This window comes from Kribbella sp. NPDC054772 (genome assembly GCF_053611945.1).
In genome coordinates, this window is record NZ_JBSHBJ010000035.1 from 1 (window position 1) to 25,327 (window position 25,327).

At 70.3% G+C, this 25,327-nt stretch carries 17 protein-coding genes; 9 read left to right on the forward strand and 8 right to left on the reverse strand.

The genetic code is table 11. The features are described from left to right. Positions 1-122: 122 nt before the first annotated feature. Genes ACWGID_RS34710 through ACWGID_RS34720 form a run of 3 tightly spaced genes read right to left on the reverse strand, consistent with a single transcriptional unit; the run spans position 123 to position 2,573 of the window. On the reverse strand, positions 123-1,049 hold the full coding sequence (locus tag ACWGID_RS34710) for a COX15/CtaA family protein (RefSeq protein WP_452203654.1): 927 nt from the start codon (positions 1,047-1,049) through the stop codon (positions 123-125). A gap of 19 nt (positions 1,050-1,068) precedes the next feature. Continuing rightward, positions 1,069-1,854 (reverse strand): ABC transporter permease, encoded by a 786-nt coding sequence (locus ACWGID_RS34715; protein WP_452203575.1) that lies wholly within the window; start codon positions 1,852-1,854, stop codon positions 1,069-1,071. Continuing rightward, on the reverse strand, positions 1,854-2,573 hold the full coding sequence (locus ACWGID_RS34720) for an ABC transporter ATP-binding protein (RefSeq protein WP_452203576.1): 720 nt from the start codon (positions 2,571-2,573) through the stop codon (positions 1,854-1,856). Before ACWGID_RS34720 ends, ACWGID_RS34715 begins: the two co-directional genes overlap by 1 nt. 163 nt (positions 2,574-2,736) lie before the next feature. Between ACWGID_RS34720 and ACWGID_RS34725 the strand changes: the two genes are divergently transcribed. Genes ACWGID_RS34725 through ACWGID_RS34765 form a run of 9 tightly spaced genes read left to right on the forward strand, consistent with a single transcriptional unit; the run spans position 2,737 to position 9,933 of the window. Further along, a complete protein-coding gene (locus tag ACWGID_RS34725; protein WP_452203577.1) occupies positions 2,737-3,462 on the forward strand; it encodes a helix-turn-helix transcriptional regulator in 726 nt (241 codons plus the stop codon). Continuing rightward, positions 3,459-4,871 (forward strand): Fe-S cluster assembly protein SufB, encoded by a 1,413-nt coding sequence (gene sufB, locus ACWGID_RS34730; RefSeq protein ID WP_452203578.1) that lies wholly within the window; start codon positions 3,459-3,461, stop codon positions 4,869-4,871. Before ACWGID_RS34725 ends, sufB begins: the two co-directional genes overlap by 4 nt. Continuing rightward, positions 4,871-6,073, forward strand: a complete 1,203-nt coding sequence (sufD, locus tag ACWGID_RS34735; RefSeq protein ID WP_452203579.1) for a Fe-S cluster assembly protein SufD — start codon at positions 4,871-4,873, stop codon at positions 6,071-6,073. The genes sufB and sufD overlap by 1 nt, the downstream gene beginning before the upstream one ends. Beyond that, the gene (locus ACWGID_RS34740) at positions 6,070-6,408 is read left to right on the forward strand and encodes a non-heme iron oxygenase ferredoxin subunit (protein WP_167212652.1); all 339 of its coding nucleotides are present in this window, start codon (positions 6,070-6,072) and stop codon (positions 6,406-6,408) included. Before sufD ends, ACWGID_RS34740 begins: the two co-directional genes overlap by 4 nt. A gap of 36 nt (positions 6,409-6,444) precedes the next feature. Beyond that, positions 6,445-7,206, forward strand: coding sequence for a Fe-S cluster assembly ATPase SufC (sufC, locus tag ACWGID_RS34745; protein ID WP_452203580.1), 762 nt, complete (start codon positions 6,445-6,447; stop codon positions 7,204-7,206). Further along, on the forward strand, positions 7,203-8,459 hold the full coding sequence (locus ACWGID_RS34750) for a cysteine desulfurase (RefSeq protein WP_452203581.1): 1,257 nt from the start codon (positions 7,203-7,205) through the stop codon (positions 8,457-8,459). The genes sufC and ACWGID_RS34750 overlap by 4 nt, the downstream gene beginning before the upstream one ends. 1 nt (position 8,460) lies before the next feature. Then, complete coding sequence (sufU, locus tag ACWGID_RS34755) at positions 8,461-8,931, forward strand: Fe-S cluster assembly sulfur transfer protein SufU (protein WP_452203582.1); 471 nt, start codon at positions 8,461-8,463, stop codon at positions 8,929-8,931. Continuing rightward, on the forward strand, positions 8,924-9,313 hold the full coding sequence (locus ACWGID_RS34760) for a metal-sulfur cluster assembly factor (RefSeq protein WP_452203583.1): 390 nt from the start codon (positions 8,924-8,926) through the stop codon (positions 9,311-9,313). Before sufU ends, ACWGID_RS34760 begins: the two co-directional genes overlap by 8 nt. Then, the gene (locus ACWGID_RS34765; protein ID WP_452203584.1) at positions 9,310-9,933 is read left to right on the forward strand and encodes an acVLRF1 family peptidyl-tRNA hydrolase; all 624 of its coding nucleotides are present in this window, start codon (positions 9,310-9,312) and stop codon (positions 9,931-9,933) included. Before ACWGID_RS34760 ends, ACWGID_RS34765 begins: the two co-directional genes overlap by 4 nt. Here the strand turns inward: ACWGID_RS34765 and ACWGID_RS34770 are convergent. From ACWGID_RS34770 to ACWGID_RS34790, 5 genes are all read right to left on the reverse strand, one after another. Next, positions 9,915-10,433 carry a hypothetical protein gene (locus ACWGID_RS34770; protein WP_452203585.1) on the reverse strand — a complete coding sequence of 173 codons (519 nt, stop codon included), beginning with the start codon at positions 10,431-10,433 and terminating at the stop codon, positions 9,915-9,917. The two genes, ACWGID_RS34765 and ACWGID_RS34770, sit on opposite strands and share 19 nt — an antisense overlap. After that, positions 10,430-16,900, reverse strand: coding sequence for a hypothetical protein (locus ACWGID_RS34775; RefSeq protein ID WP_452203586.1), 6,471 nt, complete (start codon positions 16,898-16,900; stop codon positions 10,430-10,432). Before ACWGID_RS34775 ends, ACWGID_RS34770 begins: the two co-directional genes overlap by 4 nt. A gap of 140 nt (positions 16,901-17,040) precedes the next feature. After that, positions 17,041-17,598, reverse strand: a complete 558-nt coding sequence (locus tag ACWGID_RS34780) for a hypothetical protein (RefSeq protein WP_452203587.1) — start codon at positions 17,596-17,598, stop codon at positions 17,041-17,043. Between the two features lie 31 nt (positions 17,599-17,629). Then, entirely contained in the window at positions 17,630-18,151 is a 522-nt protein-coding gene (locus ACWGID_RS34785) for a hypothetical protein (RefSeq protein WP_452203588.1), read from the reverse strand. Positions 18,152-18,187: 36 nt separating this feature from the next. Next, the gene (locus ACWGID_RS34790; protein ID WP_452203589.1) at positions 18,188-25,243 is read right to left on the reverse strand and encodes a hypothetical protein; all 7,056 of its coding nucleotides are present in this window, start codon (positions 25,241-25,243) and stop codon (positions 18,188-18,190) included. Between the last annotated feature and the right edge of the window lie 84 nt (positions 25,244-25,327).

The window sequence follows — 25,327 nt, forward strand, 5'->3', positions numbered from 1 at the left end:
GTTTGAGGGGCCGGCCCCTGAAAGTGTGGGGTGACACGTGTTATTTCGGGTCCGCATCCCGCCGTGTGTGGGGCCGGCCCCGCAAACGCCGGGCGCGGGGCTGGGCTGGGGCGGGGCGGGGGTCAGGTCGCGGGGGTGCCGCGTTCGCCGTAGACGGCGGTGACCAGGGCGATCAGGAGGCCGGCCAGGAACATGTGGACGAGGACGACGGGCCAGGGCAGGCCGGTGAAGTACTGCGTGAAGCCGACGACGCCCTGTAGGAGTTCGATCGCGAGGAGCCATGCGGCGAGTTTGCGGAGCGTGCGGGAGGTGGCGGTGACGCGGGTCGCGATCACCAGCGCGATGGTGATGCCGAGCAGGCCGAACACGACGTCCGCGTGCAGCTGAGCGACCAGCTCGGGATTGAAACCGTTGCGGCCGGTCTCCGGGTCACCCGAGTGTGGGCCGGCGCCGGTGACGATGGTGCCGAGGGCAACGGTCAGCCAGACCGCCACCACGGAGGCGGTGGCCAGCGCGCGGACGACCGGGGGAGTGTGCGGGTACGGACTGGTGCGGGAGCGGCGCATCATCGAGACCGTCAGCGTGATGATGATCGGCGAGACCAGGAAGTGCGCCGACACGATCCACGGATTGAGCCCGGTGAGCACGCTGATGCCGCCGATCACCGCCTGCAGCGGCACCCCGAGCGCGGCGGCCGTGGCCAGCCGGCGCAGGTCGTGCCGGATCGGGCGGTACCGCATCACGACCAGCCAGGTACAGATCGCGATCACCGCGACCACGAACCCGAGCATCCGGTTGCTGAACTCGATCGCCCCGTGGATGCCGAGGGCGGCATGCGGGACGTACGACTCGTCGGTGCACGACGGCCAGGTCGGGCAGCCCAGCCCCGAACCGGTCAACCGGACCAGACCACCGGTCACCACGATGCCGATGTTCGCCACCACCGACGCCCAGCCCCAGCGCCGTACGGCGTCCAGGCTCGGCTCGGGCAGCAGTCGCCAGAAGCGGCCGACCGGTTCGGTCTCTCGAGGCGGGGTCTCCGTGGTCATCACCGGCACACTCTAAAGGTCAGTCCCACCGGAACGTCCGGGAGACCAGGTAGCCCAGCACACCGGCCCACAGCGCGAGCGACAGCGCGGCGGCCCACGGGATCACACCCTCGACGGTCGAGTTCGCGATCCCGTTCGCCAGCGCGGCGCTCGGCAGCAGCCGGACGATGCCTTGCATCCCGGCCGGGTACTCGTCGACCGGCGTCATGATCGCGCCGCCGACGAGCAGCAGCAGGTAGAGCAGGTTGGCTGCGGCCAGCGTCGCCTCGGCCCGCAGTACGCCGGCCATGAGCAACCCCAGCGACGCGAACGCGGCGGTGCCGCAGAGCACCGTGAGGATCACCCCGAACACCGCGTTGAACCCGCCGACGGGCTTCCAGCCGAGGGCGAACCCGGTCCCGATCAGGACCGCGAGCTGGATCACCTGGACGATCAGGACGGCGCCGATCTTCCCGGCCAGCAGACCGGTACGGGACAGCGGGGACGCACCGAGCCGCTTGATCACGCCGTACCGGCGCTCGAAGCCGGTCGCGATGGCCAGCGACGTGAAGGACGTGGACAGCACGGCCAGCGCGAGCACCCGCGGGACGGCCTCGTCGATCGGCCGTCCGCTGCCGAGCGGAAGGCGTTCGCCGAGGCCGGTGCCGCCGAGCAGCAGCAGGAGGCCGAGCGGGATCACCAGCGCCAGCAGCAGTTGCTCGCCGTTGCGGACGAGCAGCTTGAACTCCATCCGGGTGTGCGCGAGCACCTTGCGTGGCCAGGGCGCGCTGCCGGGCTGTGGGGCGTACGTCGCAGCGGCGCTCATCAGGACTCCTGCTTCGGCGCGGTCAGCTCGAGGTACACGTCCTCGAGCGACTTGGTGTGGTGCTCGGTCAGCGAGTCGGGGGTGCCGGACGCGATCACCTTGCCGGCCGACACCACGTACACCTGGTCGGACAGCTGCTCGGCCTCGTCCATCGCGTGGGTCGTGAGCACGACGGTGACGCCGTCGGCCCGGAGGTCGCGGATCAGTTGCCAGATCTCGCGCCGCCCGTGCGGGTCGAGGCCGGTGGTCGGTTCGTCGAGGAACGCGATCTCCGGCCGGCCGACGATCGCCAGCGCGAACGACAGCCGCTGCTTCTGCCCACCCGAGAGCCGCCGGTACGGCGTGCGTCCGCAGCTGCCCAGGTCAAGGCGCTCGACGAGAGCCGGGATGTCGAGCGGGTGGGTGTGCAGCGTGGCGACGTACCGGAGCATCTCGACGGCGCGGACGCCGGACCAGGCGCCGCCCTCCTGGAGCATCACGCCGATCCGCGGCATCAGCGCGTCGTGGTCGGCGATCGGGTCCAGCCCGAGCACCCGGACGCGTCCGGAGTCCGGTCGCCGGAACCCCTCACAGCTCTCCACGGTCGTGGTCTTGCCGGCGCCGTTCGGGCCGAGCACGGCCGTCACCGCGCCGGCGGCTACGGTGAGACTCAAACCGTCGACCGCGGTTTTCTCGCCGTACCGCACGACGAGGTTGTCGATCTCCACCGCAACTGGCACAACCGCAGCATAGAGAACCGGAAGAACGAACCCTCGCCCCGCTCGGGGTTGGGACGGGGGAAGTGACCTCGCTCACGCCGCACCCCGGAGCCCCGCGTGAGCGCGTGAACCGGTTAGGGGACCCTTATTTGAAGGGCCCCGGTATTTACGCGACACTGATGTTGTGAAAAATCCTGCGAGCAGCGGAGCCGTGTCCCACGGCACCGGTAGCGCGCGGGACGAGTCCACCCGGGACCGGGTCGCCCGCTCGATCCTGACGAATGGTCCGTCCAGCGCCGCGGTGCTGGCCGACCGGCTCGAACTCACCCCCGCGGCGGTCCGCCGGCACCTCGACCACCTGCTGGACGAGGGCCTGGTGGAGTCCCGCGAGGAGCGCGTCTACGGTCCACGTGGCCGCGGCCGCCCGGCGAAGGTGTTCGTGCTGACCGACACCGGCCGGCACGCCTTCCACCAGGCGTACGACGACCTCGCGGCGACCGCGATGCGGTTCATCGCCGAGGCCGGCGGTGACGACGCGGTGACGGAGTTCGCCCGGCGCCGGGTCGCCGAGGTGGAGGAGCGGTACCGGGAGCAGCTGGCGCAGGCTCCCGAGGGCAAGAAGACGCAAGCGCTCGCCCAGGCCCTGACGGCCGACGGGTACGCGGCGTCGACGGCGGAGGCGGGCCACGGCGCCCAGCTCTGCCAGCACCACTGCCCGGTCGCGCACGTGGCCGAGCAGTTCCCCCAGCTGTGCGAGGCCGAGACCGAGGTGTTCTCGAGACTCCTCGGCAAGCACGTGCAGCGTTTGGCCACCATCGCCCACGGCGACGGTGTCTGTACGACGCACATCCCGGGCCCTACCCCTGGGGCCCCTGTAACCGACGGCGAATCTGCGAGGACTGCACGATGACGCAAACCGCTCACCCCGAACTGGAAGGCCTCGGCAACTACCAGTACGGCTGGTCCGACTCCGACGCCGCCGGCGCGGTCGCCCAGCGCGGCTTGAGCGAGGACGTGGTGAGAGGCATCTCCACGCTCAAGAACGAGCCGGAGTGGATGCTCGACCTGCGCCTGAAGGGCCTGAAGCTCTTCGGCCGCAAGCCGATGCCGTCCTGGGGTGCCGACCTGTCGGGGATCGACTTCGACAACATCAAGTACTTCGTCCGGTCCACCGAGAAGCAGGCCGCCAGCTGGGAGGACCTGCCGCCGGACATCAAGAACACCTACGACAAGCTGGGTATCCCGGAGGCGGAGAAGCAGCGCCTGGTCGCGGGCGTCGCCGCGCAGTACGAGTCGGAGGTCGTCTACCACCAGATCCGCGAGGACCTGGAGGAGCAGGGCGTCATCTTCCTGGACACCGACACCGGCCTGAAGGAGCACCCGGAGATCTTCAAGGAGTACTTCGGCTCCGTGATCCCGGTCGGCGACAACAAGTTCGCCTCGCTGAACACCGCGGTCTGGTCCGGCGGCTCGTTCATCTACGTCCCCAAGGGCGTCAAGGTGGACATTCCGCTGCAGGCCTACTTCCGGATCAACACCGAGAACATGGGCCAGTTCGAGCGGACGCTGATCATCGTCGACGAGGGCGCGTACGTGCACTACGTCGAGGGCTGCACCGCGCCGATCTACAAGTCCGACTCGCTGCACTCCGCGGTCGTCGAGATCATCGTGAAGAAGGGCGCCCGCTGCCGCTACACGACGATCCAGAACTGGTCGAACAACGTCTACAACCTGGTCACCAAGCGCGCCACCTGCGAAGAGGGCGCGACGATGGAGTGGATCGACGGCAACATCGGCTCCAAGGTGACGATGAAGTACCCGGCCGTGTACCTGATGGGTGAGCACGCCAAGGGCGAGACCCTGTCGGTCGCGTTCGCGGGCGAGGGCCAGCACCAGGACGCCGGCTCCAAGATGGTGCACAACGCGCCGTACACCTCCAGCTCGATCGTGTCGAAGTCGGTGGCCCGCGGTGGCGGCCGGACGTCGTACCGCGGTCTGGTCGAGGTGGCGCCGGGCTCGCACCACAGCAAGTCCACGGTGCGCTGTGACGCGCTGCTGGTCGACACCATCAGCCGTTCGGACACCTACCCGTACGTCGACGTCCGCGAGGACGACGTGGCGATGGGGCACGAGGCGACCGTGTCCAAGGTCAGCGACGACCAGCTCTTCTACCTGATGAGCCGGGGGATGGCCGAGGACGAGGCGATGGCGATGATCGTCCGCGGCTTCATCGAGCCGATCGCCCGCGAGCTCCCGATGGAGTACGCGCTGGAACTGAACCGTTTGATCGAGCTGCAGATGGAAGGGGCCGTCGGCTGATGTCGTCAGCAGAAACCCTTGTTGCGACGGGCAACAAGGCGCACTCGCACGGGCCGGGGTCGCCGGTTCCGCTCCAGGCGCGGAGCGAGCGGCCGACGTCGTACGACGTGGCCGACTTCGCGGTGCCGAACGGGCGCGAGGAGGAGTGGCGCTTCACCCCGGTCAAGCAGCTGAAGGCCCTGTTCGACGACGCGGCCGGCTCGGAGACCCCGAAGGTCGATGCTTCCGGTCCGGAGGGCGTGGTCTTCGAGACCGTCGCCGCGGACTCGCTGAAGGTCGGTAAGCCGCAGGACCGCTCCGCGGCCGTCGCCTGGAATCATGCGGCCGAGGCGTTCGCGGTCCGGATCCCGGTCGAGGCCGAGCTGACCGAGGCGGTGCACGTGAACGTCGCGAGCCTCGGCGCCCGCGGCTTCACCCACCTGATCGTGGACGCCGGACGGCACAGCAAGGCGATCGTGATCATCGATCACACCGGCGCCGGCGAGCTCGGCAGCAACGTCGAGATCACCACCGGCGACGGCGCCGAACTGCGTGTGGTCAGCATCCAGCAGGGCGACCACGAGTCGATCCACCTCGGCCAGCACGACGCGCTGGTAGGCCGGGACGCGAAGCTCCACCACGTCGTCGTGACGCTGGGCGGCAAGATCGTCCGGATCGCCACCAACGTTCGGTACGCCGGACCTGGCGGCGACGCTGAACTCCTCGGTGTGTACTTCGCCGAGTCGGGTCAGCACCACGAGAACAGGCTGTTCGTCGACCACGAGGCCGTGCAGTGCAAGAGCAACGTGATCTACAAGGGTGCGCTGGCCGGTGACCACGCCCGCTCGGTCTGGATCGGCGACGTCCTGATCCGGGCCGCCGCCGAGGGCACCAGCACCTTCGAGCTGAACCGGAACCTGGTCCTGACCGACGGCGCCCGCGCCGACTCGGTGCCGAACCTGGAGATCGAGACCGGCGAGATCGAGGGCGCCGGCCACGCGTCGGCGACCGGCCGGTTCGACGACGAGCAGCTGTTCTACCTGCAGGCCCGCGGCATCCCCGAGGACGCGGCCCGGCGGCTGGTCGTGTCCGGCTTCTTCAACGACATCATCGGCAAGATCGGTGTCCCCGAGGTCACCGAGCACCTGCACGAGGTGATCGAGGAGAAGCTCGCCCGGACGGCGGAGCTGAGCGCGTCCGCCAAGGCGGTCGTCGGAAAGTGAGCGACACGTTCGAGCGTGCCTGCGCCGCTGCCGACGTACCCGACGAGGGCGTGATCCCGGTCGAGGTCGGCGGTGTGGAGGTCGCGGTCGTGAAGAGCGAGGGACAGTACTTCGCGGTGCGGGACGAGTGCTCGCACGCGCAGATCCAGCTGTCCGAGGGCGACGTCGGCGAGTGCGAGATCGAGTGCTGGCTGCACGGGTCCCGCTTCGACCTGCGCACCGGTGAGCCGACCAGCCTGCCGGCCTACGACCCGGTGCCGATCTACCCGGTCCGCCTCGACGGCGACGACGTACTCGTCGACGTGAAGAACCCCCTGAACCAGCCAAATCTTTAAGCACAGCCTGTAAAGACGACGGAGATAGAGATACTGATGGCGACACTCGAGATTCGCGACCTGCAGGTGTCGGTCGACACCGAGGCCGGCCCGAAGCAGATCCTGCGCGGCGTCGACCTGACCATCGCCGGTGGCCAGACGCACGCGATCATGGGCCCGAACGGTTCCGGCAAGTCGACGCTGGCGTACTCGATCGCCGGGCACCCGAAGTACAACATCACCAGCGGCACGGTGACCCTGGACGGTGAGGACGTGCTGGACATGGCCGTCGACGAGCGCGCCCGGGCCGGCCTGTTCCTGGCGATGCAGTACCCGGTCGAGGTGCCGGGCGTGTCGGTGGCGAACTTCCTGCGCACCGCGAAGACCGCGATCGACGGCGAGGCGCCGAAGCTGCGGACCTGGGTCAAGGACGTCAACAAGGCGCTGGCCGACCTGGACATGGACTCCGACTTCGGCACCCGCAACGTGAACGAGGGCTTCTCCGGCGGTGAGAAGAAGCGCCACGAGATCGTCCAGCTGGAGCTGCTGAACCCGAAGATCGCGATCCTCGACGAGACCGACTCCGGCCTCGACATCGACGCGCTGAAAATCGTCTCCGAGGGCGTCAACCGGTTCGCCGGCCAGGGCGACAAGGGCATCCTGCTGATCACCCACTACACGCGGATCCTGCGCTACATCACGCCGGACTTCGTGCACGTCTTCGTCGACGGCCGCGTCGCCGAGGAGGGTGGCCCGGAGCTGGCCGAGGAACTCGAGGCCAACGGGTACGAGCGGTTCCTCAAGGCAGGCGCGAAGTGACGACGGCCCGGACCTTTGGCAGTCCACTGGACCTGCAGTCGGTCCGGGCGGACTTCCCGATCCTGTCCCGCGAGCTCGCGGGCGGGTTCCCGCTGGTCTACCTGGACTCGGCGAACTCGTCGCAGAAGCCGCGCCAGGTGGTGCAGGCGATCGAGGACCACTACCTGAAGCACAACGCGAACGTCGCCCGGGCCATGCACCAGCTCGGTGCCGAGGCGACGGCGGCGTACGAGGGTGGCCGGGACAAGGTCGCGGCCTTCCTCGGTGCGCCGTCGCGGGACGAGATCGTGTTCACCAAGAACGCCTCCGAGGCGCTCAACCTGGCCGCGCACACGCTGGGCGCGTCGCTGAAGCCGGGCGATGTCGTGGTGATCTCCGAGATGGAGCACCACAGCAACATCGTCCCGTGGCAGCTCGCGTGTGAGCGGACCGGCGCGACGCTGAAGTGGTTCGGCGTCACCGAGGACGGCCGCCTCGACACCAGCAACATCGAGGAGCTGCTGACCGAGAACACCAAGGTCGTGGCCCTGACCTGGGTGTCGAACGCGCTCGGCACGATCAACCCGATCAGCGATATCGCCGCCAAGGCGCACGCGGTCGGCGCGACGGTCGTCGTGGACGCCTCCCAGGCGGTCCCGCAGCTCCCGGTCGACGTCTCGACGCTCGGCGCCGACATGCTGGTCTTCACCGGCCACAAGGTCGTCGGCCCGACCGGGATCGGCGTGCTCTGGGGACGGTACGACCTGCTCGCCTCGCTGCCGCCGTTCCTCGGGGGTGGCGAGATGATCGAGGTCGTCCGGATGACGGGGTCGACGTACGCCCCGCCGCCGGCCAGGTTCGAGGCCGGTACGCCGCCGATCGCGCAGGCGGTCGGGCTCGGTGCGGCCCTGGACTACCTGTCCGGGATCGGGATGGACAAGATCGCGGCCCACGAGCACGCGATCGTCGAGTACGCGCTGGAGGGGCTGAAGACGGTCCCGGGCCTCAAGCTGCTCGGCCCGACCGACGCCAAGGACCACGGTGGCGCGATCAGCTTCGAGCTGGACGGCGTCCACCCGCACGACGTGTCGACCGTGCTGGACACCCGGGGCATCGCGGTCCGCGCCGGGCACCACTGCGCGCGGCCGGTGCACGAGCGGTTCGGAATGCAATCGTCGACCAGGGCGTCTTTCTACCTGTACACGACTCCCGAGGAGATCGACGCGCTCGTCGACGGCCTCGGATTCGTCCGAAGCTTCTTCAAGGTGGACTGATATGCAGCTCGACAGCCTCTACCAGGAGATCATCCTGGACCATTACCGCAGCCCGCACCACGCGGGGCTCGCGGACCCGTACGACGTGGAGGTGCACCACGTGAACCCGTCCTGCGGGGACGAGGTCACGCTCCGGGTCGAGCTCGACGGCGAGACCGTCAAGGGTGTCACGCACGCGAGTGTCGGGTGCTCGATCAGCCAGGCCGCGACGTCGGTGATGTCGGACCTGGTGATCGGCAAACCGGTCGCCGAGGGTATGGCGACGTACGAGAAGTTCCTCGAACTGATGCAGGGCCGGGGGAACGTCGAACCGGACGAAGAGGTGCTGGAGGACGGCGTGGCGTTCGCCGGCGTCGCGCAGTTCCCGGCCCGGGTGAAGTGTGCGCTGCTGGGCTGGTCCGCGTGGCGGGACGCCACCGCCCAGGCCATCGCCAGCCAGAACGCCGCGAGAGATGGAGTGAGCAATGGCTGACCAGACGGACGAGAAGATCGAGCTGCCCGAGGTCGACCTGGAGGCTGCTCAGGCGGCACAGGCGGGCACGACCCCGGCGAAGGTCGAGGACGTGACCGAGGCGCTCAAGGATGTCGTCGACCCCGAGCTCGGTATCAACGTCGTCGACCTGGGCCTGATCTACGGCATCACCGTGGACGACACCAGTACGGCGATCATCGACATGACGCTGACGTCCGCGGCCTGCCCGCTGACCGACGTGATCGAGGACCAGACCCGGATGGCGCTCGAAGGCCTGGTCAACGACTTCCGGATCAACTGGGTCTGGATGCCGCCGTGGGGTCCGGAGAAGATCACCGACGACGGCCGCGACCAGCTGCGGGCGCTCGGCTTCAACGTGTGAGCAAGATCGTTTCCGTTGCGCCGGGCCGGTTGGACAAATGGCTGACCGGCTTCGGCGAACGGCACGGCGACCTGCGGTACGACGCGACGCCGACGACTGTCACGGTCTCCGCCGAGGACGGCTCGTCGGCCGTCGTCACAGTGCCTTTCGAGCCCCTCGTGGATCTGACCCGCGAGGGGCTCGTCGCGCATGTGCTCGCCGACCGGCGGCTCGGCGTACTGCTGGTTCGGCGCGGTGGCTACGGCGCCGGGGTGTTTGCCGGAGGCAAGCTTCTGGACTCGAAGGTCGGCTCGCGGCACGTGCAGGGGACGACGAAGGCCGGTGGCTGGTCGCAGCAGCGGTACGCGCGACGGCGGGACAACCAGGCCCGGGAGGCGTTCGCGGCCGCGACCGAGGTCGCCGTACGGATCCTCGCGCCGGCGAAGCTGGACGTGCTGGTGTGCGGGGGAGACCGGCGAGCGGTCGACACCGTGCTCGAGGATCCGCGGCTGAAGGAGCTCGCCGGGCTGGTGCGGTCGCCGTTCCTCGGCGTACCGGATCCGAAGCAGAAGGTGCTGGAGCAGGCCGGCGCGGACGCGCGGGCGATCCGGATCGACGTCGATCAGACCGAATCGGTGTAGCTGTCCCGGATCAAGAGCAGTCGGTCCAGCCGGAAGCGTCCCGGATCGAGCTCGCGCGTGGCGCGGCCGTCGGCGGTCCAGAACGCGGCGTCCGGGACCGCGTCCACGTTTGCCGGGACGAACTTCACGACTTCCTCGACTGCTTGGCGGGCGAATGCCATCACCGTGCGCGCCGCCTCGGACCGGTCGTCGACCGCCACCTCAGCGGCGATCCGGTCGGCGACCGACAACCACTGGCCTGCGTCGATCAGTTCGGACGGCTCCGGTCCACCGAAGGCGGGGGACTCGGTCAGCGGCGGTGAGAACAGGTACTCGCGCTGAGCCCCGCAGCCGGCACATACACCGGCGTACCTGATGGCCGGCTCGCCGTCGACGTCCGTACGGCGGTCCTCCCAGGAAGCCTCGTGCGAGCCGCAGTCCGGGCAGGGTGTGAGATCGAGGTACAGCATCACCTCGGTCGGCGTCCGGGCGATCGCGTACTGGGGGTCGTAGCCGGTCACTGCAGCGTCACCCCGCTCGACGGGTTGGCCGTGTGACTCCGGCGTACCGGAGCCCGGGTCGACTCGTTCGTGGCGTGGCGCAGCTGTGAGTCGGTCTCGGCGAGTACTGCCGCCGGGATCCCGTGCTGCTGCAGTTCTTCCACGACCGCGCTGGTGAACTGTCGCGGCGGAGCGTCGGGCGTGTGCAACTGGCGCAGGTCGACCCGTCCTTCGGCGAGCAGCGCGAGCCGGGGGTGCAGAGTCGCGAACGCCTTGGCGAACGCCTTGTCGGTCCTGCTGGTCATGGTGCCGTTCGGGTGCGCGACGTACACCGTGCGGCCACCGTTCGGGGTGCGGAGCGTCAGGCGGACCTTGACCTCGTCGCGGCGGGCCTGTTCGAGCGCGTCGACGAGCGGCTGGTACGGGTGCTGCTCGTCGGCGGTCGCCGACACCAGGACGGTCCGCACGCGGCGCGTCGGAGTCGTTGCCACCTGCCCCGACTCCATCCGGGCCAGCATCGCCTCGTAGTCGTGCCGGAACATCGTCAGGTACGCCTCGCCGGACGCTGCACGATGCACCGTGTCGGAGCGTTCGACGCGCGGCCGACTGCGGCGGCCGAGCCGGAGCCGCTGGACGTCGAGGTGGTAGTCGACGGACACCTTGACCGTGACGACCTGCCCGGACTCGTACGCACCGGTCTCGTGCCGGGCACCGACCGTACCGGTGTCCTGCTCGCTGACCCGCCGGCTCGTGCTCGCGCTCGCGGTGAGCGCGCCGCCCGGCGTACTGCCGCCGATCGTCTTGGAGCCGGGGAGCACGTGGTTGCTTCGTGCGGTGAGCTGGCTGACCAGGAGGTCACGGGTGTTCTCGCCCAGCTGGGTGGTCGCCCCTTCGGCCGGCTCCGACACGAGTTCCAGGGCCGAGACCTCCGCGCGGACCCGCATCGCGACGACCCGGGCGGTCTGGTCCGGGATGGCGAGTGGGACGAATTCGTACCCCGACGGCCCGGCCATCTCGTGGAACGCGACCATCCGGCTGCCACCGCCGAGCACCGACTCGAGCGTCGCGCTGTGCGCCTGCACGCCGGCGGCACCCAACATGTCAGGGTGACCGAGGCGCTCGTACGCCGCGTTGTACAAGGTGTTCTCGGGCGCCTCGCCGGTCCGGTAGGGCTGGGTGCTTTCGACCAGGTAGTTGGCCGGGAGTACGACGGCCCGATGGTCCGGCGCCTGGGGGCCGTACTTCGCCGGTACCGAGTCGAACACGGCGGTCGGGACGGAGATCCGCATCTTGCCGGTCGCTTCCCGGCGGGTCGCGGGGCGCGTCGGCGGCCCACCGGCGCTCGCCGAGTCCTCGACCTCGACGATGACCTGGTAGTCCCGCTTCACCCGGCCGGTCGCGAGCGCCAGGCTGGTGCTGATCCGGGTGTTCATCTGGCTGCTCGACGCGGTCGTCGACGTCCCGACGTCCGCGCCGACGCCGGCCGACCCGGACACTCCGTCGGAGCCGTTGACCTCGAGAGTCCCGCCGTACGACGTGCCCTCGGTGACGCTCTGACTGCGCTCGCGCAGGTCCCAGTGCTGGCTCAGGTTGAACCCGTTGCCGCTCTCGCCGTCGTTGCCGTCCCGCTCCCGCGACATCGGGCCGGTGAACCGGAGCCGGACCCGGACCCGGACGTTGCGGGTCGACGCACCGTCGCGGACCGGGAGCTCGCGGACGAAGCCGCGCGGATCGAGCATGTCGTCCAGCCCGTTGCGCCAGCGGGTGCCGGCGAAGTCGCCTTGCAGAGCGCTGATCAGCACCGGGTCGTCCATCGCCCAGGGGAGGTGTCCCTCGACCGCCGCGCGCACCTCCTCGTAGATGTCGGTCGGCTCGCCGTCCTTGTCGTTCAGGGTCGCCCGCACGACCTGCGCGGCGGCCATCGACTGCCGGTAGTGCGGCGGAACGACCGGCTCGCGTGACAGCCGGGCCAGCTCCTCGGCGGAGTTCAGGACGGCGTCGAGTCGCTCGTCGGTCGGACCGTGCTCCGCCAGGAGCTTGGCCATCAACCGCTCGTCGGTGTGCTCGACGGCCAGCGGCCCCGCGGCCCCGCGCACGCCTTTGTAGCGCCGTACCACCGCGACCGTCGTCGGGCGGGGGAGTTCGAGGTCGCCGTTCAGCAGCCGCTCGACGGCGTCGGCGACCTGGCGCGGCGGGAGGTTCAGCTCGCCCCGCCCGTAGAGCCGCAGTGCGTCGCGTTCCGGGAGTGTGAGGAGGACGGCGCCGGTCTTCAGCGGGATCGCCCCCGGCTCGGCACCGCCGGCGCGGAGCTGCGCCTCGAGGACGAGATCGCCGGTGAACTGGTAGTGCTGCCCGTCGCGCATCAGCGTCCGCTCGACGGCAGTCGTGGCCGACTCAGAGGTGGCGGACGACTTCGTGGTCGACTTGGTCAGCCCGACCGCGCCGCCGGCGGACTGTCCGTCGGCCGCCACCGAGCCGGTGCCCGCGTTGACCCCGGCGGTCGCTCCGGTCGCGACGCCTGAGGAGCTCGTGGTGGTCGCCATCGTCACGTTCAGTTCGGCGAGGATCGGGTTCCCGGTGCCGACGTACCTGAGGTTCTCGACGTGAGTGCTGACGCGCAGGGTGCTCCGCTGCGGCGTGAGGGCGCGTTGCTGTACGGCCTCGAGCGGGTCCGACGGCGCCGGGCTGACGATCAGGCCGGTGCTGTACTCCGTGGTGAGCAGCTCCGGCCGCGTGATCAGGTTCCGCGGCGAGAGGAAGCCACTGAGATGGTGCAGCGCCGCGCTGTCACCCCGCCGGAGGCTGGGGACGGCGTCCGTCAGCCGCTTGATCGGGTCGCGGACGTCGGCGTGCTGGATCGCTGCCGTCTGCAACAGTCCGGGATCGACGCGGCCCTCGACCGACAGCCCGCCCTCCGTGGGGCCGCAGAAATCGCTGTCGAGCCAGACCTTCGCACTGCCCTCCGCCGCGGCCACCGGAACAGTGGACCCGTCATCGGTGATCTCACTGATCCGGATCGTGTGCGGTACGTCGAACACCGCGACCCGCGCGCCCGACTCGGTGACCGTCATCCGGTACGCGCTGCGGGTCGTCGACCCGCCGAGGAAGCGACCGAGCGACGAGCGGCCGAGCGACAGCCCCGCCTTCGGGGTCGCCCCGGACCGGCCGTCGGCGGGCGCATCGGTGAGCCCCAGCTTGGCCGACCACGGCAGGTTCTGCGACTGGTTGGTGGAGCGTCCCGAGGTGCTCACGCCGATGTCGACGTTGACGACCATGTCGCTGTCGGCCAGACCCATCAGCTGCGCGCGGTCGAAGTGCTGTTCGATCGAGATCTTGTAGGACCGGACCCGCGGCGGGTGCCCGGTCCGGTGCTCGGTGAGCTGGAACGTCAGCCGGTCCTGCGCGGCGTGGTCGTACCCGGTCTCCAGCCGCTGCTTCGCGAGCTGCTGCCGGGCACGCTCCCAGATCTCCGTTCGGCTCATCTGCTCGGCCGGGTCGAGACCGGCGAGCTCGGCCGGCAACGGGTGTCCGTCCGCGTCGAGGGGCGGGAGCATGTCCTGGTCCTTCAGATGGGCCAGGAAACCGCTCAGCGCCTCGTCGGCTCCGGTGAGCTCGCGGATCATCGCCGGTCCGGCGCCCCGCAACTGGCCGGGCCCGTTGCCGAGCCACGGCGGGAGCTGCAGCGGCAGGTCGGTCGGGCGCGGGTCGCCGCGGAGCAGCGGCCGGCCGTCGGTACCCCGTTGCGGAGCGCCCTCGGCATCGCGGATCAGCGCGGCCGCCGGCACCGGGAGGCCGTACCGGAACGCGTCGCGCTCGGCCATCCGCAGGCAGGCGTCGCCTTCGGTCTCGGTGCTGAACGACCCGGCGCGGTCGAGGCGGTGCACGGTCACCTTGTGCCGCAACCGCAGCTTCACGCCGACCGTCGGCGCGATCCGTTGGGTGCTCCAACGACTGCCCAGGTTGGCGGTCGACGCGGTCTCCTCGACACTGGTGTTCCGTCCGGCGCGCAGCCCCGGGCCGAGGTCGGCCGTGCTCGAGCCGATGTCGGCGATCGGCGTACTGACGGTCCCGCTCACCGTGCGCGAGGAGTTGACGGCCTGGGCTCCGGACGCGCCGGAGTTGCCGACCCGCCACACCTCCAGCTTGTGGTCCGGTGAGCTGTCGCTGACCAGCTCGGCGGACTCCAGGTCAGGCACGGTCTCGAGCTGGGCCCACGCCACCGGCTTGCCGCCGTTCGTGATCAGCCGCCAGACACCGCCCGGCTGCGTCGTCTCGTCGAGCCGGATCATTCCGTCCTCGGCGATCAGACCGCGCAACCGGTCGTGTCCGACCCGGTCGAGCGAACCGAGACGCTGCTGCAGTTCGCGCATCGTCCGGTCGCACAGGTCGTTCAACCCGTCGACCCGCGTGGCCATGTGCTCGGGCATGGCCGTACTGCGTTCCGCGGCCAGCCCGAGCGTCTGCAGATCGGTGGTCTCGGTCGGCGGCGGGACCGTGTAGGTGTGGATGAAGCCGAGGTCGAGAGTGGCCGAGTCGCGGTCGGTGCCCGAGTCGACGACCTGGACCGGTGACCACTCCCCGGCCGCCGACTCGCGGATCTGCCAGTTCCAGCGCGGTCGCGTCGAGCGGTACCGCAGGAACTCCCCGCGGAGCGCCTCGACCGCGCCCGTCTGCGCGGTCTCGGTCGCGCCGCCGCTGTCCGTTGCGCCGTCTGCGCTGGAGACCTCGACTCCGGGCGAGACGAGCGTGGCGGCTGCTTTCAGCTTGCTCGTGTCCGGCAGCATCTGGGTCAAGGTGTGCAGGCTGGCGCCGACCGTCGTACCGCTGTTCTGCATCGCGGCGGTGGTGACGGTGTGGCCGGCCTGGACGACCTGACCGACCTGGGCTTCGTCGAAGACGATCGGGCTGTCCAGCACCTCCTGCAGCTCGCCGGGATCGAGCCGCAGGTGGATCTGGATGAGGCGGCCGACGTCGGCGCGCGGGTCGTTGCCGATCGTCAGCACCACGCCGTCCGGGGACAGCACCCGCCGGCTCTCGCCGCGCAGCGTCCGGTGCAGGAAGTCGGGCGTGAAGGTGAACGACGTTCGGCCCGCGAGCGCCGTGTTGAGGTCCTCGCTGAGCTTGGTCAGGTGGGGGAGGCGACCGGACGGCAGACCGTTGTGCTGCACATCCTGAGCCGGCAACGTCGCCGCGGTCGCCTGCTCGTACGCTCGCACCTCGGCCGCAGCAGCGGCCGAGGTCGTCTTGCCCGCGAGCAGGGCGCGATACGTGTCGGCAGCGGTCCGGGCCTGCTCGGCCGCCGCAGTGCAGGAGCTCGCGATCTGGACGTGCCGCTCGGCGACTCGGAGTCGAGCGTCGGCCCGGTTCCGGAGCCGGCGGGCGCGCTCGCCCGCGGACGCGTCCTTGGCCTCGGCCTGCTCGTCGGCCTGTGCGAACAACCCGGCGGCCTGTTCACGGGCCGCGGCGGCACTCGCGGTCCGCACCTCGGCACGGTGTTCGTGATGATCCGCTGCGGACTCGAGATCGCCGACCTGACGGCCTACCCGTGCTCGGAAGCGTTCCGCCGGCGTTGCCGCCGGTGCCTGCGTGCGATCCGGTACGACGACCTGCAGCCTGTCCCACGGGACGCTCGGCGCCGGGTGCCCGCCGCTGCGAATCGTCTGGGAGAGGTTCGTCAGGTCGCGCTCGATGTCCGCGAGCGGCCGCACGCCGACACCCGCGTGGGTCTCGCGCCACTCGGCACTGAGCTGGCGGAAGTCCTCGTACTGCGCCTCGGCCCGGCGGTCACGCTGCTCGCGGTGCCGCTCGGCGCCGGCCCGGGTGTCACTGACGATCGTCCGAATCCACCCGAAGAACCCACCCCTCGCCGACCGCTCGGTCCCAGCGGTGCCAGGGGGAGCGGTGGCGGGGCGGTGCTGACCGCCGACCGGGCGGCGCGGGCTGTCTGTCGGGCGTAGCGACGGTGGTGTCGTCCGCGTGAGCTGTTCGGCGTCGTGGTCCAGCACGCGCGCCGTACCGACGAGATCCGCCGCGAAGGGTCGGCCGAGGCCGTCCTGGGGAGCGCGCACCGAGGTCAGCCGCCGGAGGTCGGCCTCGCTGTCGAGCCGGTTGCCGTCCAGTACGTCCTGCAACAGCGCGCGGGCCTCGGTCTCCTGCTCCGCGGGCAGACCAGGCAGATCGAGCAAGGCGTCCAGGGCTTCGGTCGCCCCATCGGCCGGCGCGCCACCGCGGACCCGGTCGAGTTCGGCGCCGACGAACGCCACCGCCTCGGCGAGGAGCCGGTCGTCGGTGACGGCGGCGGCCCGGCGGGCGAGCCGCCGCTCGAGCCTGCGCAGGGCCTTCCGCGCCAGCCGGTCCCGCGAGTTCCGCAGCCGGATGGTGCCGTCCCGGAGGGCGAGCGCATCGGGAGCTACGACGCCGAACGCGAGCCCGAGGGCCCGGCGCGCGCGGGCCTGCGGACTGCCCTCCGTGCTCACCGCAGACGTCACCGCAGATCTCCCCGTTCCGGACGCCGGGACTTACCGTCTGTCACCGGATGCTGTGGATCGGGAGATTAGCAACCTTCTGTTCAATTAGCAGATAGATATCCCACCGAAGGAGTTAACAATTGCCGGTGGGCTTTGTCACATCATGAATCCCTGTACAACGCGCGGAAGTCCGCCAGCACGCCGCGGAAGTACTCGAGGTCGTCCTGCAGCTTGGCGCGGTGCACCAGGTTCGGGTGGCTGATCTTCGCCCGAGCGCCGTACGCCGACCAGATCTCCGAGTCCGGTACTTCGTCGGCATCGTCCGGCAGAAACTTGATCGCCTCGCCGATCGCCTCGGCCGCGAACTCCCAGTTCAGCTCGATCACAGAGCGGTCCTGCTCGGCCGCGCCGGTGTAGGCCATGTCGACGTCCAGCGCCTTCTGGGCATACGAGCGCGCGACCATCGCCCACTGCGCCGCGTCGATCAGCCGCGACCGCCCCAGGCCGAAATGCAGACCGAGCGTCGTCGCCGTCTTCTCGGAGGCATACGAGATGCTGATGTCCCCGGCCGGCGTCGAGTACACCCAGGCGTCCGGGCCCTCCGTCGTGTTGACGCCCGGCTGCGGCTCCTCCGGGGGTACCGAGGGCACGTTCGGGTCGGCGGCGGCCACCAGACTCAAGTACACCTGCGCCTCGATCAGGGTCCTCGCGGTCAGCATTCTTGTCTCGCTCCTGTGTCCCTAGGTGACGCTAGATGTCCCGGCCCAGCCGGCCGTACTCGTCGCGGACGATCAGCAACCGCTCCAGCCGGAACCGCCCCGGATCCGCCTCCCGGACCGCCAGCCCCTCCGGCGTCCAGAACTCGTCGTCCGGTACGGCGTCCGCACCGGCCGGCACGAACTTGATCACCTCGCTGACGGCCGCCTGCGCGACGGCCAGCACCTTACCGGCCTCGGTGGGATCCGTCGGGACCTCGGCGGCGGCACGGTCGGCCACGTCGAGCCACTGCCCGGCGTCCAGAACCTCCGACGGCTCCGGACCCCCGAACGTCGGCCAGCCCTGTACTGCGGTCTCGCGGGCCGGCAGCCCGAACAGGTACTCGCGTTCCGCGGCGCACCCAGGGCAGACGGCGAACCAGCTGCTGGCGAGCTCACCCTCGATCTCGACCAGCGCCTGCTCCCAGGGCGCCTCGGTCTCCCCGCAGTCCGGGCAGGGATGCAGTTCCAGATACAGCTGTGCCTCGTCCCGGGTCCGCGCCACCGCGAATGCCATACCGCCCCTCTCGTGTGCCTGGTTCCATGATCGCCGTCACGGCCCGGCCAGCGACGGGCCGTGGCTGGTTGTGGTGATCGTGTGGCCCGCCGCGCCACCGACCGACGGCCGGGCGGGGTGCTCGGACGGCGGTGCCAGAGTCCACGCGGCGGTCGTGTAGTCCACCGCCTTCAACACGTCCCGGGGTACGCCGGCGCGCTCGAGCTCGGCGGCCACCTTGGCGTTGAAACTGCCCTCGGTCGACGAGGTGTTGTAGAGCCGGCGCAGGTCGACCCGTCCCTCGGCCATCTGCACCACGGTCGGGTGCAGACTCGCGAACGCGGACGCGAAGCCACCGTCGTTCACACCGAGCAACGTCGGCGGTGTGCCCTTGCTGGGATCGCCGGGAATCGCCTGGTACAGGCGCTCCGTACCGTCGTCCTCCCGGACCTTCAGCACCACCGGCTTCCCGGTGCTCCGCGCCCGGTCGAGCGCGTCCAGGAGCGGACGGTACGGCTGGTAGACCTGCCCGGATTTGCCCTGCCCGTACTCGGTCGTGGTGATGTCCGGCCGCCCGAGTTTCTCCGGTACGGCCTGCAACCGGGCGTTCGCGAGCACGCTGTCGAGCGAGGCACCCCTCTCCATCTGCCGGAGACTGTCGAGGAACTGGTGCCGCAGCATCCGGACGTACAGCTGACCGTTCGCGATGTTGGGCACGTAGTCGGTCTTCTTGGTGGCCGGCTCACCGCGGCCGTTGTCGGTCGTGGTCCGGATCGTGGCGTGGTAACTGATCGGGATGTGGACCGTCACCAGTTGGCCCTCGGCGAACCGGCTGAGCTCGAGCCGGGTGCCGTTGGCGTCGCTGATCTGCTCCTTGACCTGCTCACCGATCGAACCGCCGACCGACACGAGTCCGGCATCCACTCCACCGTTCGCGGCGACCGGGGTACGCCGGTTCCTGGCCGAGCCGGAGCGGCGTACGTGCTGGCCTCGCCAGACGTGTCCCTGCTGGCCCTCCATCGGTTCGTCGATCAGCGTCATGGTGCCTGCTTCGGCCTCCACGTTGACGCTGATCATCGTGTTCCCGTTGCCCGGCTTCGCCAACGGTGGCAGGTCGATGCCGCCGTCCATCAGCCGCCCGACCTTGGCCTTCACCGCGCTCGCCTTCAGCATCGGCCGGACGACGTGCCGGTACTCCGCCATGCCGGCCCGGCCGAGATACTCGGGCCGCCGCAGGTACGCGCTCAGGTTGTCGTACAGCTGGTCCTGCCGCTTCTCGCCCACGCCGTGCGAGGCGTACCGCAGGACCATCGCACCTTCGGGCAGCCGGAACCCGCGGTGGTCGGCCCGCGCCTCGAGCGCCTGCTGGTTCTCCGCCGGCCGCGGACCGTCCTTCAGCTCGTCGGTCGGGATCGTCGTCCGGAGCTGCGCGCGCAGCTCGCGCCGCGACGACGTGCTGGTGATGTCGGCGGGGTCGATCCGGCGGAGCTGCCAGCGGGCGCTGGCCATCGCCGCCGCGCCGGCGTTCTGGACGCGGACCACCTCGGTCGTGAACACGATGGTCCGGTTGGCCATGGTCTTCTTGAACTGGCCCAGCCGCCGCAGGTTCGTGTTCTGCGTACTCTCGGCGGAGGTGTTCGTCGTGGTCAGGTCCGTCGACAATCCGGCCGAGCCGTCACCGAGGGCGGTCGGGGTGCCGCCGTTGACGCCGCCGCTGATCGCCACGGTGCGGTTGGCGGCCTGGTCCTTCTGTTCGTAGTCGTAGGTCTGTTTGACGCCGCCGGCGTTCACGGTCGGGATCTTCGGCTTGCCCTCGGCGTCCGTGAGGATGTTGCCGTTCTCGTCGGTCGGGACGGACTCGACCGTGACATCGCCCTCGAAGCGCGCCCAGATCTTGACGAACAGCACGTCGGGTCGCTGCTGCCCTTGGAGTGGTACCTCGATGGCCATCTCGGCCCCGCCCGGGCTGAGCATGTCCTCGAGATGGCCCTGGTAGCTGCGCTTGTTGAGGCGGGTGTCCAGCGCGTGCTGGAGTTGCAAGCTGGCGTCGCGCAGACCGGGGGCGATCTCGTCGATCTGCGGACCGACCAGCGTCCCGAGGTTGACCAGCTGGTCCGGATCGCCCTCGACCGTCACCGACTCGACCTCGCCGGCGCCCAGGCTCTCGTCGTACACCTCGGAGGTATGCATCACGCGCGGCTGCTGGGCGAGTACCTCGGCCGCCTGCATCGCCGCTGTCAGTTGGTCGTCGGCGCCCAGATCCGGCTGGGGCTCGGCCCCGGTCTGCTCGTTGAGCTTCGCCGCGAACCGCTCCGGCGTGTGCGTGGGCGCGAGACCCGTGTCGACGCCGGCCTTGTCCTGCCGGTACCGGTGCACGAAGCCGAGCGCGACCTGCGCGTCCATGGTGGTGCGGCCGTTCAGGTACCGCTCGGCCACGTCCGTGGTGACCCAGAGCGGCAGGTCCAGCTTCCCGCTCGCGTAGAGCTCCAGCGCCCGTCGCTCGGCCATCGACTTCTCGGCCATCGCGTCGGGCAGCGGTACGGACCGGACCACCTTCCCGTTGTGCACGATGTCGGCGACCATCCGGTGCCGCTCGAGGAACTCGTGGTGCGTGCCGGGGTTGATCAGCAGCCGCTCTTCACCGGACGTCTCGCTGACCGTGGTCGACTGCGACGTACCGCCGGTCCGGCCTCCCGAGACGCCGCCGGACGTCGTGCTGGTGTCGGCAGCGACCGAGCCGGCGCCCGCCTCCACGCTGAAACCGCCGGACGCCGACGTCCCCGAGGTGTAGCCCACGTCGGACATCGTGAAGTTGATGTCGACGGTGTTGTCCTGCGTCATCGCGACGTGGGTCAGGCTGACCGCCTCGCCACGGATCACGATCTCGTAGTCCTGCGGCAGGAGCGTGCCGTCGGTGAGCGCGTGCAGCGGGTTGCCCGGCGCCTGGACCACCGTGAACGGCAGCCGGTAGCTCCCGTTCATCCAGTCCCGGTTCGCCATCAGGCTGTTCGGTGACAGCGCCTCGTGCAGCGCCGGCAGCGCCGTCGAGTCCGAACGGATCGCGGGGATCGCGGCGCAGAGCGCGTCGGCCGCGTTCCCGGCGTCGACCGCGAACGGGATCGCCTGCTCGACGGCCGACGGGTGCGGCGGCTTCGGGTTCTTCTCGAACACCGGCGCGGCCGCACGGGTCAGCGAGCTCGGGTACGCGACGTCGACGCTGCCGCGGACGTCCGCCAGCAGCGGGCCGTCACCGCGGTTGGTGATCTCCGCGAAGGTGAACCGGACCTTCTGCCGGAGGTGGTCGATCGGCTCGGTGCTCTCACCCAGGCCGACGTCGTTGAGCCGCTCCCCGGAGGTGTACGTCGTACTCCGGCCGACGGCGTTCCGGCTGAACTTGACGCCGATCTTCGCCATCCACCCGGCGACGCCCTTCGGCGGACCGTGCTTGGCCTCGACACCGGCCGAGACCGGGATCGACTTGGACCGCCCGATCGTGCGCTGGGTGGCCCGCGAGCTGATCCCGAGCAGTACGGCGGCCTCGCTCGTACTCGTCCCGAGATCCTCGACCTCGTACGACTCTTTCTGCTCGTCGTAGTCCGGAGTGGCCGACAACCGGAACGGCCGCCATCGCGGCGCACCGGCGAGCCCGCGGTCCTCGAGGACGACGATCAGCCCGCCCTGCGCGGCCTGGTTGAACCCGGCCTCGATCCGCGGTGCGTTGATCTGCTGCTTGATGCGTTCCAAGTTGGCCCGCTGCCACGGCGCACTCTTCTCGCCGGGCCGCGGAACGAGGCCGAGCCCGCGCAGCCCTTCCAACGCATCCTCGCGGGTCTCGTCGGCACCCTGGAGGTTCTGCGCCATCGCGCGGCCGGAGCCCCGCAGCTGGTGCTCGCCGTTGCCCATCCACGGCGGTGCGTTGTGCGGAACCGTCGAGGGGTCCGGGTCGCCGCGCAGCAGCACCCGGCCCTTGTGCAGCTTGACGGTGCCGTCGGCTTCCCGCTGGACGGCGTTCTTGTCCGCGCGGCCGCCGGCCCGCAGCAGGTCGTTCTCCGGGATCCGCAGCAGACCGGTGACCAGGTCCCGCTCGACGATCGGTGGCCGCTTGTCGCCGACCTTCTGCAGCGTCGCCTTCGCCCGGAAGCCGAGCAGCACACCCTGGGTCGGGCCCTCGTTGCGCTGCACGCTCGGGACGATCGTGGTCATGCTCGTGGTCTGGCCGCCCTGGCGCGACACGTTGCGCCCGGCGGACACCCGCGGCCCGAGGTTCACGCCGGACCCGCGGACGTTGTTCAAGGCGTTCACGCCGGGTGCCAGGTGGCCCGGGTCCGGAACGCCCGGGAAACCGACCGATGCGACTCCGGTCAGAGAGGTGCCGTAGATCTGGCCGGCGTTGATGCCGCCGAAGTCGACGAGCACCTCCTCCTGCCACATCTCCGAGCTGGACTCGCCGGCGAGTTCCGCCGTACGCCAGACCGGCTCGAGTTCCCAGGTGAGCTCGTACTCCGTGTTGTCGCCGTTGGTGAACCGCCGGGTGAGCCCACCCGGCTGGGTGATCTCGCGCAGCAACCGGTGCGAGTCGTTCTGGATCAGGCCGGCGATGTGCGCGTACGCGACCTGGTCCAGGTCGCCGTACTGCTGCTGGGCGCGCGCGACCAGCCGGTCGGTGACGCCGTGCAGTCCGGTGAAGCTGGTGACCGTGTGCCGCGGGAACACCCCGGTGACCTGATCGCCGTACCCGAGCTCGGCCAGCGAGACGGTCTCCGCCGGAGGCTTCACGCTGTACGCGCTCGACACCCAGGTCTGCTGCTTCTCGAGATCGGTGGTCTCGACCGGCGACCACGGCTCGGTGGGGGACTTGCGGACCTCGATCTCGAGGACGCCGTCCCACTCGTACAGCAGGGACTCGCCGCGCATCACGTCCACCCAGCCGGACTGGTAGTGCGCCGTGGCGCCACCGGTCTCGGCCAGCGTGCGACCGCGGGTCACCTCGACCTTGGGCGAGATGAGCTGCGCGGCGGCGTGCACCGGCGTACCGGGAGCGGCCAGTGCGAGGATCGGCCCCAGGTTCACGCCGACGGTCTGACTCGTCGAGTGCGTGTTCGTGGTGGCGATGCTCATGCCACCCTCGCCGAGCGTGCCGGACATCTGCTCGGCCAGGTCGAAGTCGCGGGTGGTGATCTCTCGGATGTTGCGCGGCCGCATCCGGAGCCGCACCTGCGGCATCTTCGCGAGCGGGTCGTCCGAGCTGCCCGGGATCGAGAACACCATGCCGTCCTCGGACAGCAGCCGGCGGTACTCCGCACTCATCAGCGGCTGTGGGCCGCGGACGGGCAACTTGCTCTTGATCCGGTGCGCGGCCAGCAGCTTGTTGATCCGGTCGACCGGCAGCTTGACCGGCTCGCCCTCGGGCACGCCGGTGCGCAGGAAGTCCTTGGCCGGCAGCGCCGCGTCGCGACTGGTCTCGAACAGACCGACCTGGTGCTGAGCCGCTGCTGCCTGCGCGGCGATCTGGGACTGCGGGGCGCCACCGTCGATGTCACTCAGCAGCGACTGGTAGCTCTCGAGGGCTTGCTGTGCCTCGACCGCCGCCACGCCGTACCCGTCGCGGATCTCCGTGTGCCGGTCGGCCTTGCGCCGCAGCCCGGTCGCGGTCTTCCGCAGTACGCGGGCCCGTTCGGCGGCGCCGATGTCGAGCTGTTGCTCCTCGGCATCGGCCGACTCGTCGAGCTTGTCGGCCTGCTCCCTGGCCTTCTGCGCAGTGTCGTTCTTGGTGTCGGACTGGTCCTCGAGCTCCGCGACCGTGGACTCGAGGGACTCGATCTGGGTGAGGACCTGGTTGCGCAGGTGGGCGTTGGTTCCGCGGGCCGGCTTGGCCTCGGCCTCGGCGCGGGCAGCGGCGAGGCCGAGCGCGGTCGCTTCCGGGCCGACGATCGCCTCGGCGGTCCAGGGGAGAGCAGGCTCGCCGCCACCGTGCCGGCGGATCGTCCTGGCCAGACCGGTCAGGTCGCGTTCGATGTCCGCGACGCTGCGCGGCCCGCTCGGCTGACCGAAGGTGAGGATCTCGGTGCGCGCGTCGCGCCAGTCCCGGACCAGCATTTGGTACGTGGCCTGGTCGGCCTGCAGCCGGCGGTCGCGGCGCTCGGTACCGAACGCGGAGCGGAGCTTGCCGAGGACGCCACGCGGGCGGCCGGCCTCGGCGGCCGCGATCTCCTGCGTCATCTGGGCCAGCTGGTGCGTCCAGACGTGCCGCAGCTGTGAGTCGGCGACCTGCGAGGAGATCCGCAAGATGTGCGGGTCACTCGCCGTACCGGACCGGATGATGCTCTGGCCCATCGCGCCCAGAGTGGTCTCACCGATCTCGACCTGGACGTGCTGCGGTACGTCGGTCGCGGTCGTCGGCAGGATCGCCTGGTTGTTCTGGAAGTCGACGTCCGGAGCACCGGTCAGCGACCCGGACAGGTCGACCTCGTTCAACGCCAGCAACGCGCGGAGCGCGCGTGACTCGTCCAGCGGGAGAGTGGACTCTGTTCGTCCCTCGGCACCGGTCACCAGGCCCGTGCCGCGGATCTGCGAGGTCCACAACCTCCGTCCGTACCCTCGCCCTCTTCGGTGGTTGTTACCGACCTGTGGGCGATGCCGTCCGGCTCGCTGGGGTGGTGGCGGTGGACTCAGCCCGACGAGTTGGGCATCGCGGCTGATCGTCGCCGACGCCGCCACGATCTGCGACGACGGCACCGGGAGGTCCTCGCCGCCGAGGCGCTTCAGCCGAGCGGCCGCCTCGGGGTCGTCCGCCGCCGCGGCGCTGAGCGCGACGCGCAGCATCGCTTCGCCCTCGGTACGGCGGGATTGGTCCAGTCCAGGTCCGCGCAGGTACCGGTCGAGCGCGTCGGTCGCACCGCGGCCTGCCGACTCGTCGCGCGTTCGCGCGATCTCGGCCCCCAGGACCCCGACCGCTTCGGCGAGCAGCCGGTCGTCGGAGACGTGGTCCGCGGCCCGGCGGGCCAGAAGTTGCTCCAGCGAGCGCATCACGCGCGCCGCCAGTACGTCGTCGCGCCGGCTCAACCAGACCCGGCCGTCCCGCAGCGGTATCGCCTGCGGGTGCAAGATCCCCAACGCGGTACCGGCCGCCCAACGGGCGCGATCGGCAGCCGTGGTGGGCGGCGACGTGGGTGTGACCAAATGACTCAGCCCCCTCCC

Excerpts from the sequence above, each read along its gene's own strand:
- ACWGID_RS34715 (WP_452203575.1), bottom strand. The coding sequence starts at position 1,854 with ATGAGCGCCGCTGCGACGTACGCCCCACAGCCCGGCAGCGCGCCCTGG.
- sufB (WP_452203578.1), top strand. The coding sequence starts at position 3,459 with ATGACGCAAACCGCTCACCCCGAACTGGAAGGCCTCGGCAACTACCAG.
- ACWGID_RS34710 (WP_452203654.1), bottom strand. The coding sequence starts at position 1,049 with ATGACCACGGAGACCCCGCCTCGAGAGACCGAACCGGTCGGCCGCTTC.
- sufU (WP_452203582.1), top strand. The coding sequence starts at position 8,461 with ATGCAGCTCGACAGCCTCTACCAGGAGATCATCCTGGACCATTACCGC.
- ACWGID_RS34760 (WP_452203583.1), top strand. The coding sequence starts at position 8,924 with ATGGCTGACCAGACGGACGAGAAGATCGAGCTGCCCGAGGTCGACCTG.
- ACWGID_RS34780 (WP_452203587.1), bottom strand. The coding sequence starts at position 17,598 with ATGCTGACCGCGAGGACCCTGATCGAGGCGCAGGTGTACTTGAGTCTG.
- ACWGID_RS34785 (WP_452203588.1), bottom strand. The coding sequence starts at position 18,151 with ATGGCATTCGCGGTGGCGCGGACCCGGGACGAGGCACAGCTGTATCTG.
- sufD (WP_452203579.1), top strand. The coding sequence starts at position 4,871 with ATGTCGTCAGCAGAAACCCTTGTTGCGACGGGCAACAAGGCGCACTCG.
- sufC (WP_452203580.1), top strand. The coding sequence starts at position 6,445 with ATGGCGACACTCGAGATTCGCGACCTGCAGGTGTCGGTCGACACCGAG.